Origin of the sequence: Halosimplex halophilum, assembly GCF_004698125.1 — an archaeon.
Classification (GTDB): Archaea; Halobacteriota; Halobacteria; order Halobacteriales; family Haloarculaceae; genus Halosimplex; species Halosimplex halophilum.
Genome location: NZ_SRHV01000005.1, coordinates 763,045 through 777,458 on the forward strand (window position 1 = coordinate 763,045; position 14,414 = coordinate 777,458).

The 14,414-nt window shown below is 70.6% G+C and carries 19 protein-coding genes; 12 read left to right on the plus strand and 7 right to left on the minus strand.

The window, feature by feature from the left end:
- Positions 1-33: 33 nt before the first annotated feature.
- A complete protein-coding gene (locus E3328_RS20025; RefSeq protein ID WP_135366395.1) occupies positions 34-1,065 on the minus strand; it encodes a sodium:calcium antiporter in 1,032 nt (343 codons plus the stop codon).
- Between the two features lie 152 nt (positions 1,066-1,217).
- Here E3328_RS20025 and E3328_RS20030 point away from each other — a divergent pair, with 152 nt between their 5' ends.
- Both E3328_RS20030 and E3328_RS20035 read left to right on the plus strand, forming a co-directional pair.
- Positions 1,218-2,270: a phosphoribosylaminoimidazolesuccinocarboxamide synthase gene (locus E3328_RS20030; protein ID WP_135366396.1), complete on the plus strand. Its 1,053-nt coding sequence runs from the start codon at positions 1,218-1,220 to the stop codon at positions 2,268-2,270.
- Positions 2,271-2,283: 13 nt separating this feature from the next.
- Positions 2,284-2,670: a CHY zinc finger protein gene (locus E3328_RS20035; protein WP_135366397.1), complete on the plus strand. Its 387-nt coding sequence runs from the start codon at positions 2,284-2,286 to the stop codon at positions 2,668-2,670.
- Between the two features lie 72 nt (positions 2,671-2,742).
- Here the strand turns inward: E3328_RS20035 and E3328_RS20040 are convergent, their stop codons facing one another.
- The gene (locus E3328_RS20040) at positions 2,743-3,576 is read right to left on the minus strand and encodes a CPBP family intramembrane glutamic endopeptidase (protein ID WP_135366398.1); all 834 of its coding nucleotides are present in this window, start codon (positions 3,574-3,576) and stop codon (positions 2,743-2,745) included.
- Positions 3,577-3,864: 288 nt separating this feature from the next.
- Positions 3,865-4,845, minus strand: a complete 981-nt coding sequence (locus E3328_RS20045; protein ID WP_135366399.1) for a formyltetrahydrofolate deformylase — start codon at positions 4,843-4,845, stop codon at positions 3,865-3,867.
- A 194-nt stretch (positions 4,846-5,039) separates the two neighbouring features.
- On the opposite strand from E3328_RS20045, the gene E3328_RS20050 reads away from it, so the two are divergent.
- Genes E3328_RS20050 through purQ form a run of 4 tightly spaced genes read left to right on the plus strand, consistent with a single transcriptional unit; the run spans position 5,040 to position 7,656 of the window.
- Positions 5,040-5,963 carry a GAF domain-containing protein gene (locus E3328_RS20050; RefSeq protein ID WP_135366400.1) on the plus strand — a complete coding sequence of 308 codons (924 nt, stop codon included), beginning with the start codon at positions 5,040-5,042 and terminating at the stop codon, positions 5,961-5,963.
- The gene (locus E3328_RS20055) at positions 5,960-6,622 is read left to right on the plus strand and encodes a DUF7504 family protein (protein ID WP_135366401.1); all 663 of its coding nucleotides are present in this window, start codon (positions 5,960-5,962) and stop codon (positions 6,620-6,622) included. Before E3328_RS20050 ends, E3328_RS20055 begins: the two co-directional genes overlap by 4 nt.
- 49 nt (positions 6,623-6,671) lie before the next feature.
- Entirely contained in the window at positions 6,672-6,923 is a 252-nt protein-coding gene (gene purS / locus E3328_RS20060; protein ID WP_135366402.1) for a phosphoribosylformylglycinamidine synthase subunit PurS, read from the plus strand.
- 55 nt (positions 6,924-6,978) lie between these two features.
- Positions 6,979-7,656 carry a phosphoribosylformylglycinamidine synthase I gene (gene purQ, locus E3328_RS20065; RefSeq protein ID WP_135366403.1) on the plus strand — a complete coding sequence of 226 codons (678 nt, stop codon included), beginning with the start codon at positions 6,979-6,981 and terminating at the stop codon, positions 7,654-7,656.
- 47 nt (positions 7,657-7,703) lie between these two features.
- Here the strand turns inward: purQ and E3328_RS20070 are convergent, their stop codons facing one another.
- Positions 7,704-7,889, minus strand: a complete 186-nt coding sequence (locus E3328_RS20070) for a hypothetical protein (protein WP_135366404.1) — start codon at positions 7,887-7,889, stop codon at positions 7,704-7,706.
- Between the two features lie 60 nt (positions 7,890-7,949).
- Positions 7,950-8,498 carry an NUDIX domain-containing protein gene (locus E3328_RS20075; RefSeq protein ID WP_135366405.1) on the minus strand — a complete coding sequence of 183 codons (549 nt, stop codon included), beginning with the start codon at positions 8,496-8,498 and terminating at the stop codon, positions 7,950-7,952.
- Between the two features lie 86 nt (positions 8,499-8,584).
- Here E3328_RS20075 and E3328_RS20080 point away from each other — a divergent pair, with 86 nt between their 5' ends.
- Together E3328_RS20080 and E3328_RS20085 are read left to right on the plus strand one after the other, a co-directional pair.
- On the plus strand, positions 8,585-9,328 hold the full coding sequence (locus E3328_RS20080) for an ABC transporter ATP-binding protein (protein WP_246023065.1): 744 nt from the start codon (positions 8,585-8,587) through the stop codon (positions 9,326-9,328).
- A 49-nt stretch (positions 9,329-9,377) separates the two neighbouring features.
- Entirely contained in the window at positions 9,378-10,622 is a 1,245-nt protein-coding gene (locus E3328_RS20085) for an ABC transporter permease (protein WP_135366406.1), read from the plus strand.
- 19 nt (positions 10,623-10,641) lie between these two features.
- On the opposite strand, the gene E3328_RS20090 is transcribed toward E3328_RS20085, so the two are convergent.
- Both E3328_RS20090 and E3328_RS20095 read right to left on the minus strand, forming a co-directional pair.
- Positions 10,642-11,088, minus strand: coding sequence for a thiol-disulfide oxidoreductase DCC family protein (locus tag E3328_RS20090; RefSeq protein ID WP_135366407.1), 447 nt, complete (start codon positions 11,086-11,088; stop codon positions 10,642-10,644).
- Positions 11,089-11,205: 117 nt separating this feature from the next.
- Entirely contained in the window at positions 11,206-11,850 is a 645-nt protein-coding gene (locus E3328_RS20095; protein WP_135366408.1) for a hypothetical protein, read from the minus strand.
- 144 nt (positions 11,851-11,994) lie between these two features.
- Between E3328_RS20095 and E3328_RS20100 the strand changes: the two genes are divergently transcribed.
- The 4 genes from E3328_RS20100 (at position 11,995) to E3328_RS20115 (ending at position 14,319) form a co-directional block, all read left to right on the plus strand.
- Positions 11,995-12,405: an SRPBCC family protein gene (locus E3328_RS20100; RefSeq protein ID WP_135366409.1), complete on the plus strand. Its 411-nt coding sequence runs from the start codon at positions 11,995-11,997 to the stop codon at positions 12,403-12,405.
- A gap of 144 nt (positions 12,406-12,549) precedes the next feature.
- Positions 12,550-12,774 carry a hypothetical protein gene (locus E3328_RS20105; protein ID WP_135366410.1) on the plus strand — a complete coding sequence of 75 codons (225 nt, stop codon included), beginning with the start codon at positions 12,550-12,552 and terminating at the stop codon, positions 12,772-12,774.
- A gap of 161 nt (positions 12,775-12,935) precedes the next feature.
- Positions 12,936-13,250, plus strand: a complete 315-nt coding sequence (locus E3328_RS20110; protein WP_135366411.1) for a DUF7990 family protein — start codon at positions 12,936-12,938, stop codon at positions 13,248-13,250.
- Positions 13,251-13,347: 97 nt separating this feature from the next.
- Positions 13,348-14,319, plus strand: coding sequence for an ArsA family ATPase (locus E3328_RS20115; protein WP_135366412.1), 972 nt, complete (start codon positions 13,348-13,350; stop codon positions 14,317-14,319).
- Positions 14,320-14,414 lie beyond the last annotated feature (95 nt).

Here is a 14,414-nt window from a genome sequence, read left to right on the forward strand (position 1 = left end):
GGCTGTCGACGACCGTCGGGGACACCCGCGGGGTCACCCGCCGGTGTTCGGCAGGAACGCCACGACCGTCGAGACCGCCTCCAGGACGACCCAGCCGACGAACAGCGCGTAGGCGAGCAACAGCGCGACCGACTCCGGCGTCGAGAGCGCCAGATCCGTCCGGAGGAACGTAAAGAGGAGCACCGTCGCGAGCGTCAGGACGGCGAACATCGGCACGGCGAGTTCGAAGTTGAACGTCCACGTCCCGGCGATGAGCACCCCTACCGGGATCGCGACCAGCAGGTCGAAGGTGTTCGAGCCGAGGACGTTCGCCAGCGAGGCGACCCCGCGGCCGTCCCGGGCCGCGCGGACGCTCACCAGCGCGTCGGGCAGGCTCGTCGCCGCGGCCGCGACGGTCACGCCCATGATGAATTCGTCGACGCCGACGGCCGCGCTGATCGTCTCGACCGCACCGACGAGTTCGTGGACCGCCACGAGGATCACGGCGAGCCCCGCGAGCAGGTATCCCCACTGCCGGCGGCTGTCGACGCCGTCTCCGGCGTCGGGGTCGGCGGTGTGGTCGGCGGTGTCCTGGGCCTGGATGAAGACGTACAGGCCGTACAGCGCAAGCGGGACGGCCGCCAGCGGCCGCGTCATCTCGCCGGAGATGAACCCGGTCCCTCCGACGGGGTAGTAGATGACCGCCATCGCGAAGGTGATCACCAGCGCCGACACCGCCAGCATGTAGAACTGCGCCTCCTTGTAGACGAGCGTCCGACTGGCCTCGATGTCCTCGTCGGTCGAGACGCCCGCCAGCGCGGGGATCACGAGGACGTTGAAGATCGCCGACCCGACGATCGCGCCGGTTCCGATCCCGAGCGCACCGCCGAACGCCGAGACGGCCACCGTCGCCAGCTCGGGGAAACTCGACCCCACGGCGGCGACAACCGACCCCTGGACGACCTGCGGCAGCCCGTAGTACTCCGACAGCTGCTCGCTGGCGCTCTCCAGCCAGGAACTTCCCAGCCAGACGGCGCCGGTCGTGACGGCGACGATCACGGCGGCCAGCCCGACGGATTCGACCATCGGGCGCATCTCCACGGGGCAGGCAAGTAGGCGTTTTGGGCCGGCGCGACGCGGGGGCCGGCGTCGTCACACCGGTCGGATCCGTCCGACCGCGAGTACGGTGCGACCGCGAGTGAGAAACGACTTTGCCGCGGGAGCGAGAGAGTCCGGCAATGACTTCCGTGAAGGAGTTCCGGGTGGAGGAGGCCGCCACGGCCGAGGACCTCGGCCGCGGCGCGTTCGTCTTCACCGACGACTACTCGGTGTTCGACTGGGGAAAGATGCCGGACGAGATCCCCGACAAGGGCGCCTCGCTGTGTACGATGGGCGCGTTCAACTTCGAACTGCTCGAATCGGCGGGCGTCCCCACCCACTACGAGGGTGTCGCGGCCGACGACACCGACGGCCCGGTCCCGCTCGACGAGGCGCTCGATGCCGGCGCCGCGCCCCGCGAGATGGTCATCGAACTCACGCAGGTCCCCGACCTCCCCTTCGAGGGCGACGCGTCCGACGACCCCAGCGGCTACGACTACGACGCCTACCACGCCGACGCCGGCGAGAACTACCTCGTCCCCCTCGAGATCGTCTTCCGCAACCGCGTCCCGGTCGGCTCCTCGCTCCGCAAGCGCACCGACCCCGCCGACCACGGCCTCGACGTCGACGAGTGGCCCGACGAACCCGTCGATCTCGACGACCCGGTCGTCGAGTTCTCTACCAAGTACGAGGAGCAGGACCGCTACCTCGACCGCGAGGAGGCCGACCGCATCGCCGGCGCCGCCGACATCGCGGACCTCGAATCGGTCGCCCGCGAGGTCAACGCGGTCGTCACCGACCGGGCCGCCGAGGCCGACCTGACCCACGAGGACGGCAAGATCGAGTGCCTGTACTTCGAGGGGGAGATCCGGGTGGCCGACGTGGTCGGCACGTTCGACGAGAACCGCTTCTCGTACGGCGACCAGCAGGTCTCCAAGGAGGTCGTCCGCCAGTACCACAAGCGCACCCAGCCCGAGTGGGTCGAGGCCGTCTCCGCCGCCAAGCGCGAGGCCGACGAGCGCGGGATCGCCGACTGGAAGTCGCTGTGCGAGCGCCAGCCCGAACCGCTCGACCACGACGTGATCCGGGCCGCCCGCGACCTGTACTGCGCCGGCACGAACGCCTACGTCGGCCACGAGGTCTTCGACGCGCCCGACATCGAGCGCGCCGTCGAGACCGTCCGGGACCTCTGAGCGGAGCGCGAGGATGACCGACGACCCGGGCGACGACCGGCGGACGACCGAACCACCGGGAGCGGACGGTCGCTTCCCGGTCCCGCTGCGCGGCGTCGCGGTCGACGCCGAGACGCGCTGCGCTCACTACGACTCGGCGGTCGACGTGGTCGCGCTCCGGTTCCCCTGCTGTGACCGCTACTACCCCTGTTTTCGCTGCCACGAGGCAGTGACCGACCACGACCCCGAGCGCGTCCCCCGCGAGGCGTTCGACGACCCCGCGGTCCTCTGTGGGGTCTGTGGCGAGACCCTCTCCGTGCGCGAGTACCTCGACTGCGAGGACGCCTGTCCGGCCTGCGGCGCGGCGTTCAATCCGGGGTGTCGGCGCCACCGCGACCGGTACTTCGCGAGCGAAACGTGACCGTCCAGAGCCGCCACGCCCGGCGTCGTCGGAGGCCCGGATGACCGCCCACGCGGACGCCGGGGTGTCCGTTCACGCGCTGTCGCGCTCGGCTGACGCGTCGGCTGGGGACGCCGCGGTCCCGGGGAGCGACGGCGACCCCGTGAGCCGGACGCCGTTTTTCGCGACGAGGCCGACGACGAGGAGCCAGTAGACCGCGAGGACGACCAGTTGGGACGTGAACACGACATCTTCGGAGACACGTCCGGCGACGGTGACCAGCTCCGGCGCGTCGAACCCCGCGTGGGCGACCACCGCCGGTAGGACACTGCCGCTGCCGGCGTCGTACAGCCATCCTAGTAACACGGAGATCGGAATGACGGAACCTGCAAACAGCAGAAACGAGCCGTCGAATCCCACGCCCAGCCGTTGCAGGGGAAGATGCCAGACGGCCCAGGTCACACCGATCAGGAACCCCGCCTGAAGCCCGCCGTGTCGACGCCGGAGTCGCGGGTGAGCGAACCCGCGGAGTCCGATCTCTTCGCTCCCACCGGCGAACAGCGCGACTGTGAGCCCGGCCATCGGACCCACGACCGCCACTTCGAGTCCTGTGTCCGCCAGTCCGGTCCGGGTCACGGATCCGACGATACCGAGGAGCGCCGGCGCGACGAGCGCGACGACGTACCACCGAGCCCGCGCCGCCGTCCGTAGCGTCCGGCCGAGAAATCCGCGGACGCTCCCGCCCCTCGCCCACGTCACCACGACCGCGCTGACCGGCGGCCCCCACAGCCCGGGCAACGTCACGAGATACGACACCGCTGTCGCGTCGACAGCCACGGTGACTAGCGCCCAGTACCCCCACGACCACGCGAACATCACGGCGAAAAACGACGCGACGGGGCGCCGCGTGGCGACCGCTACCTTCATGTCTGTTCACACTACGGAAGACGTAATAGTAGTTGACATTTTTGCCCGCTTCCGGGCTGTGGCGTGCTGGGCCCGAGTGAGCGAAGGAGCCGAACCATCGTCCCGGAATCCATCGCTCGCACTCCCGCTCGGCGAGAGTTCAAGTACCGGGCCGCAACGAACCCCGGCCATGCGCTGAGAACGGCACGGGACGGCCAGCGGGTGTGCGATACGACCGTCCCGTCGGTGGAGTCGCGTCTCTCGCGGCGAGTGTCGCCTGCTCGCAGAAAATCGGCCGAACGTTGCCGATCAGTCGTCGGCTTCGGCTTCCTGCTCGTCGTCCTGGTCGGCGACGTACTCGCCGAGCCCGTCGATGGGTCGGTCTGGGTTGGCCCGGTCGAGGTCCTCGGGCGCGCCGAGCTGCGCGTCGGTCTCCTCGGGGTCGCGCAGCCTCGTCCGCCCGCGGTGGACCGTCACCTCGTCGTTGAGGTGCAGGTCGATGGCCTCCAGCAGCGCCTCGGCTTCGAGGGGCTGGCCGATCTCCTGGAGCTCCGCCTCGGTGGCGTCGTCGGGGACGTTGAACGCCCGCTGGGTGATGATCGGCCCCTGGTCGAGGTCCGTCGTCACGTAGTGGGCGGTGACGCCAGCGATGCGGACGCCCTCCTCGATGGCCTGCATGTAGGCCGAGGCGCCGGGGAACGCCGGCAGCAGGGAGGGGTGGACGTTGATGATGCGGTCCTCGTAGCGGAAGACCACGTCGGGGCTGAGGATCCGCATGTAGCGGGCCAGCACCACCAGATCGGTGTCGTACTCGTCCAGCAATTCGAGCAGTTCGTCCTCGTCGGGGGTGCCCTTCTCGTCGCCGATGTCGTGGAACGGCACGTCGTACTTCTCCGCCAGCGGTTGCAGGTCGGAGTGGTTCCCGATCACCACTTCCACGTCCGCCCCGAGGTCGCCGCTGGCCCACGCCTCGAAGATGGCCTCCAGGCAGTGGGACTCCTTCGTGACCAGTACGGCGATCTGCTGAGTCTCGCGGTCGTCGGGGAATCGGACCTGCACGTCGACGCCGAGGTCGTCCCCCAGTTCGTGGAGGTTCTCCCGCAGCGTCTCCTCCTTGACGATCATCTCGGAAGTGTCGACGCGCATCGTCATCCGGAAGACGCCGTCGCGGACCGCCTGGTCCAGGTCCTCGATGTTGATGTTGCGCTCGAACAGCAGCGAGGTGACCTCGGCGATGAGTCCCGTGTCGTCGTCGCCGACGACGACGATCTCGGTCAGCTCCCGGGTCATCGCGACCACCGCCGGCAGGCCGGCGAGCGCGCGCGTGAACGGACAGTCATCGGATAGCGCTGACGGCCCTCGCCGTCTAAAGGCTTCCCGTCCGTCGTCGCGGGTTCGCACACCCCGCGGCCCGCAGTATCAACGCTGGATCGCGTACGCAGAGAGTTATAGTGGTGGAGGCGAAACGGTGGGCAGAGACGGACATGCCCGAACTGACTGTGTTGTGCGTCGACGCCGACGGGGACGAGCGCGGCGAGACGCGCGACGCCCTCGTCGACGCGGGGATCGACGTGGTCGAGGCGGGGTCGGTCGCCGAGGCGAGCGATAGCCTCGCCGCTCACCGCGTCGACTGCGTCGTGACGGCGTACGACCTCCCGGACGGGACCGGCCTCGACGTCGCCGCGCGAGTCCGGGAGACGGCGCCCGACACCCCGTGTATCCTGTTCACCGACGCGTCGCCCGACCGGATCACCACCGCCGACCACGCGGACGTGGTCGTCGAGTACCTCCCGCGGGACATGCCCGACGCGCGGGAGTCGCTCGTCCGACTCGTCGGGAACGTCGTCGAGCAGCGCTCGCAGGTGGGCTACCCGCTCCCGACCGACGAGGACGAGCGCCTGGCGGCGCTGGCACAGTACGACCGGCCCGGGATGGCGGCCGCGGACACGTTCGACCGGCTGACGACGCTCGCCCGGTCGCACGTCGGCGTCGACGTGGCGTTCGTCGGCCTCGTCGACGCCCACGAGGAGCGCTTCCTGGCCTGTGCCGGCGCGTCCTGGGAGACGCTCACCCGCGAGGACTCCATCTGTACCCACACGATCCTCGAAGACGACCTCTTCGTCGTCGAGGACACCCACGAGGACGACCGGTTCGCGGACAACGACCGCCTCGACGAGCTGGACATCCGCGCCTACGCCGGCGTCCCGCTGGAGACGCCCCGTGGCGCGACCGTCGGCGCGTTCTGTCTGACCCACGACGAACCGCGGACCTTCTCGGCGGACGAACTCGCGGACCTGCGGCTGTTCGCCGACGAAGCGATGGAACAGCTCGAACTCCGCCGACAGCTGAACGACTGCGAGTCCGGGCGGGCCGAAGGGGAGCGAGCCGACGGCGGTGGTCCGGAATGAGTCTCGGCGAGCAGGTCTACTCGTTCGAGGGGTTGCCCATCGGCGACATCGAGCCCGGGACGAACCTCCTCGTCACGGGGCCGGCGCTGGGCGGGATCCGCGAACTCACGATGCGGCTGCTGCTGCGTCGGCACTCCCGGGAGGGCGCGCTGTTCATCGCCGGCGACGTGGACGGCCGTCAGACGCTCCGGGACTACGAGGCGGTCGGCGGCGACCTCGATTTCGCCCGGGTCGGCGTGGTCGACTGCACCGAGAACGGCGCCGACGACGACGAGTGCAACGTCCACGCGGTCGGCAGCCCCGCCGACCTGACCGGCGCGGGCATCGAGTTCTCCTCACTGTACGAGCGGATCCACGCCAACGGCGCCGGCCACGTCCGGACCGGCGTCTACACGCTCTCGCCGTTTCTCGTCTACGCGCCGTCGAAGTCGGTGTTCCGCTTCGTCCACACGCTCACGGGTCGCATCCGCACGGCCGACGGACTCGGCGTCTGTGCCGTCGACCCGAGCGCTGTCGACGACAGGACCGTCTCGTCGATCGCCCAGGCGTTCGACGGCAAGGTCGAACTCCGCGAGGCCGACGGCCAGCGGGCGATCCGGGTGCGCGGGCTCGCGGACCAGCCCGAGGAGTGGCAGCCGGTCGACCTCGACGCCGCCTGACCGCGGCGAGTCAAAACCGTTTTCTCCCGGCGTGTCCGCCGTTCACGTGATGACCGCCTACACCGCGACGGTCGAGGTCCGCCTGAAACACGGCGTCCTCGACCCGGAGGCCGAGACGACCGGGCGCGCGCTCGAACGGCTCGGGTTCGAACTCGAGGACCTGCGGGCCGCCGACCTCTTCGAGGTCGACCTGGAGGCCGAGTCGGTCGACGACGCCGCCGAGCGCGCCGGCGAGATGGCCGAGCGTCTGCTCGCCAACCCGACCATCCACGACTACGAGGTCACCGTCGAGGAACGATGACCGTCTCCGTCTCTCCGACGCCGACGCTCTGCTCGCACACCGGGGGGTGCTCGCCGTGACCGTCGCCGTCGTCCAGTTCGGCGGGTCCAACTGCGACCGCGACACCGTCCGGGCGCTCGCCCACCTCGGCATCGACGCCGAACTCGTCTGGCACGAGGACGGCCTCCCCGAGGATACCACCGGCGTCGTCCTCCCCGGCGGCTTCTCTTACGGCGACTATCTGCGTGCCGGCGCGATGGCCGCCCGCTCGCCCATCATGGACGAAGTCCGCGAGGCCGCCGCCGACGGGACGCCGGTGCTGGGCATCTGCAACGGCGCCCAGATCGGCTGCGAGTCGTCGCTGACCCCCGGCGCGTTCACCACCAACGAGAGCGCCCGCTTCCAGTGCGAGCGGGTCCACCTCCGCGTCGAGAACGCCGACACCCCCTGGACCGACCACTTCGAGGCGGGGGAGGTCGTCGAGTTCCCCATCGCCCACGGCGAGGGCCGCTACGAGATCGGCGACGACCGCCTCGACGAACTCGAAGCCGACGACCGAGTCCTCTTCCGCTACTGCGACGAGGGCGGCGAGGTCACCCCGGAGGCCAACCCCAACGGCTCCAAGCACAGCGTCGCGGGCGTCCTCGGCGACCGTGACTCCGTCGCGGTGCTGATGCCCCACCCCGAGCGCGTCTCCCTGCCCGACATCGGGCGCACCGACGGCCAGGGCGTCCTCCGCGCGTTCGGCGAGTAGCGCCCGTCCGGCCGCTTTTCGACTCCCGTGGGTGACGCGCTCGTCCGTCAGGAGTCCCGCTCCTCCCGCAGTTCCTCGACCTCCGCTTCGAGTTCCTCGATCCGTTCGTCGGTCCCGGAGTCGGTGAACCGGCGGACGAGGTAGACGACCCCGCCGACGACGCAGGCGAGGATACCCAGGTTCACCAGGATGACGAACAGCTCGGTCAGACCGAGGAGCAGGAGGAGGACCATGCCGGGATCTGTTCGGTGAGCGACTTGTATCTGTGGGGGCGCGAGCGGCGCTCCGTCGGGCTACCGGTCGCGATGCTCCAGCGCGGTCTCGTATACCTCGCGGGTGTGTTCGGGGTTGAACACGTCCTCGGGCAGCGACTCCAGCCAGGCCGCTTCGGTGATCTCCTCGTCCGGGTCGCCCAGGTCGCCGTCGGCCACCGACGGGTCGGTCGCGCGACACAGGAAGTGGACGAAGCGCATCTCGACGCGGCGCCCGCTGCCGTCGCCACCTCCGGCACCGCTCTCCTCGACGACGACGCTCTCGTCCACTCCCACGGGTCGCACCGGCTCGACGGCCACCCCGGTCTCCTCGCGCACCTCGCGAGCGACCGCGTCGGCGAGGGTCTCCCCGGGCTCGACGGCGCCGCCCGGGAGCGTCCACTCGGTCGGGTACGCCTCGTTGCGGATGGCCAGCAGGCGCTCGGCCTCGAAGACGACGCCCGCCACGCCCCACCCGGACGCGAACACTTCGGACTCGCGCAGTTCGTCGAACCGCTCGGCGTCGACCGCGTGACGTTCCCGGCGGACGACGAGGTCGTCGTACCGCTGGCGCGGGTCGGGTCGCTCCATGCGTCGCCGGTCGCCCGCCCGGTCGATAACCCTGTCGGCCCGCGGCGCCGCGGTCCCCGACCGAGACCAGAACAGTCAACTGTGTGATGTTCGACGGATCGGCCGACATGGGGACCACGGCGGTGCAGGTCGAGGACCTGCGCAAGCGCTACGGGGACGTACAGGCCCTCGAGGGGCTGTCCTTCGAGGTCCGTCCCGACGAGATATTCGGGCTGGTGGGTCCGAACGGGGCGGGGAAGACGACGACGCTGCGGACGCTGGCGACGCTCCTCAACCGCGACAGCGGCACCGTCACCGTCGCGGGCCACGACGTGGACGACGAACCCGACGCCGTCCGGCGGGCGATCCGCTACCTCCCGGAGGACGCCGGCGCCTACGAGTCGATGAGCGGCCGGCAGTTCCTGGAGTTCGTCGCCGACTTCTACGCCGACGGCGAGGAGGCGACGCGGATGGTCGAGCGCGGCGTCGAGATCGCGGACCTGGGCGACCGGATCGACGACGACACGGGGGCGTACAGCAAGGGGATGACCCGCAAGCTCCTGCTCGGCAGCGCGCTGATGACCCGCCCCAGGCTGGCGATCCTCGACGAGCCCACCTCCGGGCTGGACGTGCAGAACAGCAAGACCGTCCGCGAGGTCGTCAAAGCCTTCCCCGACGACGAGCGGTCGATCCTCCTTTCGTCCCACGACATGCTCGAGGTCGAGTACCTCTGTGACCGGGTCGGCCTGCTCAACGACGGCGTCGTCGTCACCACCGGCTCGCCCGCGGAACTGAAAGCCGAGTACGACGCCCAGAACCTCGAAGACGTGTTCCTGGAGGTGGTGGCGTGACGGCGTCCGCGAGTCGCATTCTCGACTGCACCCGCGTGGAGGTCCGGCCATGAAGCCGTTCACCCGACTCATCTGGAAGGAGGCGCGGGAGCTGTTGCGGCCGCGGTACATCCTGCCGATCCTCCTGCTCCCGCTGATCTTCATCGGGATGGGCCAGGGGTTCTCCGGCGTCGAGGCCCAGCTCGGCCAGGAACCGACCGTCGGCGTCGTCGACCGCGACGGCGGCGAGTACGGCGACGTGGTCGTCGAGACGCTCGACGAACGGGCGGAGCTGGCCTACCGGTCGACGGACGGCTCGGTGGACGCCGCGCTGAACGAGACGACCGCGGCCGGCGGGTCGGCCGTCGTCGAGGTCCCCGCGAACTTCACCGAGCGGATACGCGCCGGCGAGCGGGGGCGGGTCCACCTCTACACCAGCGTCGAGAGCGTCAGCATCGTCGGTATCGCCAGCTCCGCGCAGGTCGAGGAACTGCTCTCGGCGTCGGCGCACAACGTGACCGTCGCCGTCACGGGGGCGAGCGAGGCGCAGCTCGACCCCATCGAGCGCGACCACACGACCTACGTCAAGGGCCGCCAGCTGTCGGCGCCACCGGGTGTGATCTCGACCGCGTTCACCTCCCAGTTCGTCTTCGTCCCGGTCATCATCATGCTCGCGATCGTCTTCTCCGGGCAGATGGTGATGAACTCGATGGCCAGCGAGACGGAGCACAAGACGCTGGAGACGCTGCTCACGATGCCCATCGAGCGGCGGTCGATCGTCGCCGCGAAGCTCGTCGGCGGGTCGGTGGTCGGCCTGATCGCCACCGCGCTGTACACCGGCGGGATCGCCGTCAGCAACCTCTCGATCGGCGACGTGGGCGAGACGGCGGCGCTGACGCTCGGCGCCGGCGACTACCTGCTGGTCGGCGTCTCGCTGTTTTTCACGCTCGTCGGGACGCTGGCGGTCGCGCTCTCGCTGGGCATCTTCGCCGACAGCCAGCAGGGCGCCCAGATGCTGCTGCTCCCGCTCTCCGGACTCGCCATCGTCCCGATGTTCGCGACGATGTTCACCGACGTGGACGTGCTCGGCCTCCCCGCCAGGGCCGTCCTGTTCGCGATCCCGTTCACCCACCCGATCGTCGCCCCCAAGCGACTGCTGTTCGACGACGTCGACCTCGTGCTCGCGGGGATCGCCTACGAGGTCGCCTTCGCCGTCGCCGCCGTGTGGTTCGCCGTCAAACTGTTCGAGTCGGACCGCCCGATCACCGGCGACGCCGGCTGGCTCGACCGCCTCGTGCGCCTCGTCCAGCGATAGGGGGCGGTCGGCGACGCGATCAGTCCGCGTCCGCGGGGCGGCCGTCGCTCATCTCGACGAACCGCTCGCGGACCTCGGGGGAGGGGATCATGCACTGGGCCTTCCTGCCGAAGACGGCGTAGCGGTGGCTGGCGACGGCCCCGTAGACCGCGTCGCGGAGCGGCCGCGGCACGACCCGGAGGAGTCCCGCGAGCGACCACGGGAACTCCAGTTCGCTCGCGACGCGCAGCGCGGCCTCGGATTTCGTGTAGTAGTCGTCCCCGTCGACGAGGACGAACGTGTCGAAGTCGTAGTCGTCGAAGCCCACGTCGTCCAGGAGCCGTTCGGCGGCCTCGGACTGCAGCGGCGCGAACCGGAAGACGCCCTCGGGGTCGTGCTCGATCACGAACTGGATCGACCCGTTGCAGAGGTTGCAGACGCCGTCGAACAGCAGGATCGGCTTCTCGCGCGGGATGTCTCCGGTCATCGCCGGAGCTACGCGTGCCACGCACTTGAAAGACGGTTCGCGAGCGGCGCGAGGATGCCGGTCACCGGACGGCGCGCAGTCGGCGCGGCGGGAGCCGACTCCGGGACGGCGCCGCGGTCACCCCGAGGGACACTCCGCGCCGAACGGTCCCTCGTCGTTCGCGCGGAGCCTGGCGTCGGCGGTGTACGCCTCGGTCGCGCCACCGGGCTCGCGCTGTCGGCTGGGGCTGCCGAAGTCGACCTCCGCCCAGGCGCACTCCCCGCGGGGCCAGGTCCCGTCCGGCAGGTCCGCGTCCACGGCGAGGTCCGAGTCGACTGCGTCGACCCGCAGCCGGTAGGCGGCGGGCTCGCCCGCCCAGTCGCGGGCGATCCTGGCGCTCGAATCGTTCGCGATAGTCTCTGTCGTCGCGAACAGCTCCGATCCGTCCGCAGTGAGCGTGATCTCGACGGTGATCGAGTCGCCGGTCCAGTTGTAGACCTCCATCCCCGTGAGGACTACCTCCTCGCGGCCGCCGCCGAGACAGCCCGCGAGGCCGGTCGCCGCCCCGGCGCCGACCGCGGCCAGGGCCGCTCTGCGGGTGAGTCGTCCCGGATGGTCGTCGATCGATCCCTGGCCGTCGGCTGACCCCTGGCCGTCGGCTGACCCCTGGCCGTCGGTCGATCCCTCGCCGCCGACGCGGTCGGACGGCTCGCGGGTCATCGCGTCCCCGATGTCACCGTTCGGTCGCCCCTCGACGCGCCCCGGCGCACCTGTGTCCCACACATCCGTCCCCGGGCGAACGGACGCCCCGCTCGTAAGGATTTCCCCCGGCGGGCGGACGACCGGGCAGCCGACGCGTCCGTCCGTTCGGGCGCTCGTCCGGCGTCGGGCCAGCGTTTAAGCCCCGCGGCCGCGAGGAACGGGTCGATGCGAGAAGTCACGGTCGAGCGGTTCGTCGGCGCGACGCCCGCCGAGGTCCGCCGGGCGCTCGACCCGGCGGTCGTCGTCGAGTACGAGGGCAGTTTCGAGGTGCTCGAGATCGAGGAGCGCGATGACGCGACGTTCGTGACCGCCGGGGCCCGCGGCGTCGGCGTCACCCTCCGGTTCGAGTCCCGCGAGGGCGGCCTGCGCTACGAGCAGGTCGGCGACGCCGGCCCGTTCGACGAGATGTGGACCGACATCGACTGGGACCCCGAGAACGAGGGGAGCCGCGTCACCGCCCGGTCGAGCGTGAGTCTCGGCCTCCCGGTCGCCGCCGTCACCGACCGCGTCGCCGCCTGGAAGCGCCGGGGCGAACTCGACCGCGCGCTCGACCGGCTGGCTGCAGACCTCGAATAGGCGACCGGCTGTCGCCGCGCCCGGTCGCCGCCGCGCTTGACCGCCGTGCCCGAGCGCCGATACTCGTCGCTCCGGCGGCCGTGCGAGACCGTCGCACGACCGGCCGGGGTATTTTGTCGGGGGCGCTCCCAGTTTCCCGCGCCCATGGGTGTGATCGCCACGGTCAGGGAGCTGCTCCGCGCCTCGACGCAGAATCCCACGCGAGGCGACGACCCGACCCGCCAGTCCGAGGGCGCCTACTGGTGTCACGACTGCGGCGAGCGGGTGCTCGACGGCGACGCCGGGGACGGGGAGCCGCCCGACTGCCCGTCCTGCGGCGACGCGATGACGTTCGAGCGCTCCGCCGCGTCGACCGGTTGCGCCTGCTGAGGGTCGGGAGCAGCGGCCCCGCGGTCCGGACTCGCCCGCTCCGGACCCGCCCATGGGATTGGGGGAGCCACGACGGGTCCCGTGTCCGCGCGCCGCCATGGCGACGGTCGCCGCGGCGGCACGCTGGCACCTTTAAATACGTCCGTCTGCTACGAACGTTCATGACAGACGGCGACAGGTCGCTCGCCGACCGCATCGCGTCGTTCCGCGAGCGGGTCGAGGAGTGGCTCCACGGGTTCTACCACGGGATGATCGAACACCCCTCCTTCGAGAAGATCGAGAAGGAGGCCGAGGACGTCGAGGACACGTTCCTGTTCGCCTGTTTCGCCGACGCCTTCGGGATCCCGAGCCCGGTGTCGTACTACACGGTCGAACTGCTGCCGTACCTCGCCGACGAGTTCGAGGCCTGGGAGCGGCGCATGTGGGACCGCGGGTCGCTGCTCGAACGCAAGGGCCAGCAGTACCACTTCCACTGATGACGGGCGCACCACGTCCGCCGGCGGCGGAGGTAGGACTTCCGACGACGACGGGCGCCACCGCGCGCCCGGGGCGCGCGACGGGGGCGGTCTGACCGTGGAGAAGTTCGTCTTCTTCGGCGGGAAGGGCGGCGTCGGCAAGACCACCGTCTCCAGCGCCTACGCGCTGAAGTGCGCCGAGGCGGGACTGAAGACGCTGGTCGTCTCGACGGACCCGGCCCACAGCACCTCGGACGTGTTCGACCAGGACTTCGACGACGAGCCGACGCCCGTCGACGGCCACGAGGGGCTGTGGGCGATGGAGCTCGACCCCGAGGAGGAGGTCGAGCGCCACATGGGGGAGATCCGCCGGCGGATGAACGAGCAGGTCAGCGCCGCCATCGTCAACGAGATCGACCGCCAGATCGAACTCGCCCACCGGACGCCCGGCGCCTACGAGGCCGCGCTGTTCGACCGGTTCATCGAGGTGATGCGCGAGGCCGACGACTACGACCGGGTCGTCTTCGACACGTCGCCGACCGGGGGGACCCTGCGGCTGCTCGCGCTGCCCGACTTCCTCGGGGAGTGGATCGAGCGGCTCGTCGCGAAGCGGGCGAAGTCGGTCGACCTCTTCGAGAAGGCGGCCGTCGGCGACCGGGAGGCCCGCCGGAAACTCGACGAGGACCCGCTGATCGCCCACCTGCAGGGCCGCAAGGAGAAGTTCGAGTTCGCCGGCCGGACGCTGCGCGAGGACGCGGCCTTCTTCCTCGTGCTCAACCCCGACGAGCTGTCCATCCGCGAGACCGAGCGGGCCGTCGCCGAGATGGCCGAGCAGGACCTGGCGGTCGAGGGGTTCGTCGTCAACAGGGTGACGCCCGCGCCCGACGACGACGAGCAGGGGCGGGGGGCGACGTGGCTGCGCGACCGCGTCGAGACCGAGCGCGAGCGGATCGCGGAGATCCGCCGCGAGTTCGACGAACCGGTCGTCGCGGAGATCGAGTCGCGCGTCCGCGAGGTGAAAGGCGACCTGCTCGCGGCCGTGGCCGACGAACTCGCCATCGACGTGGACCCCCCGCCCGCCGAGGCGTAGCCGGGCGTCGGCCCGGAAGTCGTCCCCGGGAGCTTCCCCGGGAGTCGTCCCGTTCGACCGCCGGTGACCGCAGGCGTCCGACCGCTCCCGCGTTC

Coding starts and splice junctions, on each gene's coding strand:
- E3328_RS20025 (WP_135366395.1), bottom strand. CDS start 1,065: ATGGTCGAATCCGTCGGGCTGGCCGCCGTGATCGTCGCCGTCACGACC.
- E3328_RS20030 (WP_135366396.1), top strand. CDS start 1,218: ATGACTTCCGTGAAGGAGTTCCGGGTGGAGGAGGCCGCCACGGCCGAG.
- E3328_RS20035 (WP_135366397.1), top strand. CDS start 2,284: ATGACCGACGACCCGGGCGACGACCGGCGGACGACCGAACCACCGGGA.
- E3328_RS20040 (WP_135366398.1), bottom strand. CDS start 3,576: ATGAAGGTAGCGGTCGCCACGCGGCGCCCCGTCGCGTCGTTTTTCGCC.
- E3328_RS20045 (WP_135366399.1), bottom strand. CDS start 4,845: ATGACCCGGGAGCTGACCGAGATCGTCGTCGTCGGCGACGACGACACG.
- E3328_RS20050 (WP_135366400.1), top strand. CDS start 5,040: ATGCCCGAACTGACTGTGTTGTGCGTCGACGCCGACGGGGACGAGCGC.
- E3328_RS20055 (WP_135366401.1), top strand. CDS start 5,960: ATGAGTCTCGGCGAGCAGGTCTACTCGTTCGAGGGGTTGCCCATCGGC.
- purS (WP_135366402.1), top strand. CDS start 6,672: ATGACCGCCTACACCGCGACGGTCGAGGTCCGCCTGAAACACGGCGTC.
- E3328_RS20070 (WP_135366404.1), bottom strand. CDS start 7,889: ATGGTCCTCCTCCTGCTCCTCGGTCTGACCGAGCTGTTCGTCATCCTG.
- E3328_RS20075 (WP_135366405.1), bottom strand. CDS start 8,498: ATGGAGCGACCCGACCCGCGCCAGCGGTACGACGACCTCGTCGTCCGC.
- E3328_RS20080 (WP_246023065.1), top strand. CDS start 8,585: ATGTTCGACGGATCGGCCGACATGGGGACCACGGCGGTGCAGGTCGAG.
- E3328_RS20085 (WP_135366406.1), top strand. CDS start 9,378: ATGAAGCCGTTCACCCGACTCATCTGGAAGGAGGCGCGGGAGCTGTTG.
- E3328_RS20090 (WP_135366407.1), bottom strand. CDS start 11,088: ATGACCGGAGACATCCCGCGCGAGAAGCCGATCCTGCTGTTCGACGGC.
- E3328_RS20100 (WP_135366409.1), top strand. CDS start 11,995: ATGCGAGAAGTCACGGTCGAGCGGTTCGTCGGCGCGACGCCCGCCGAG.
- E3328_RS20105 (WP_135366410.1), top strand. CDS start 12,550: ATGGGTGTGATCGCCACGGTCAGGGAGCTGCTCCGCGCCTCGACGCAG.
- E3328_RS20110 (WP_135366411.1), top strand. CDS start 12,936: ATGACAGACGGCGACAGGTCGCTCGCCGACCGCATCGCGTCGTTCCGC.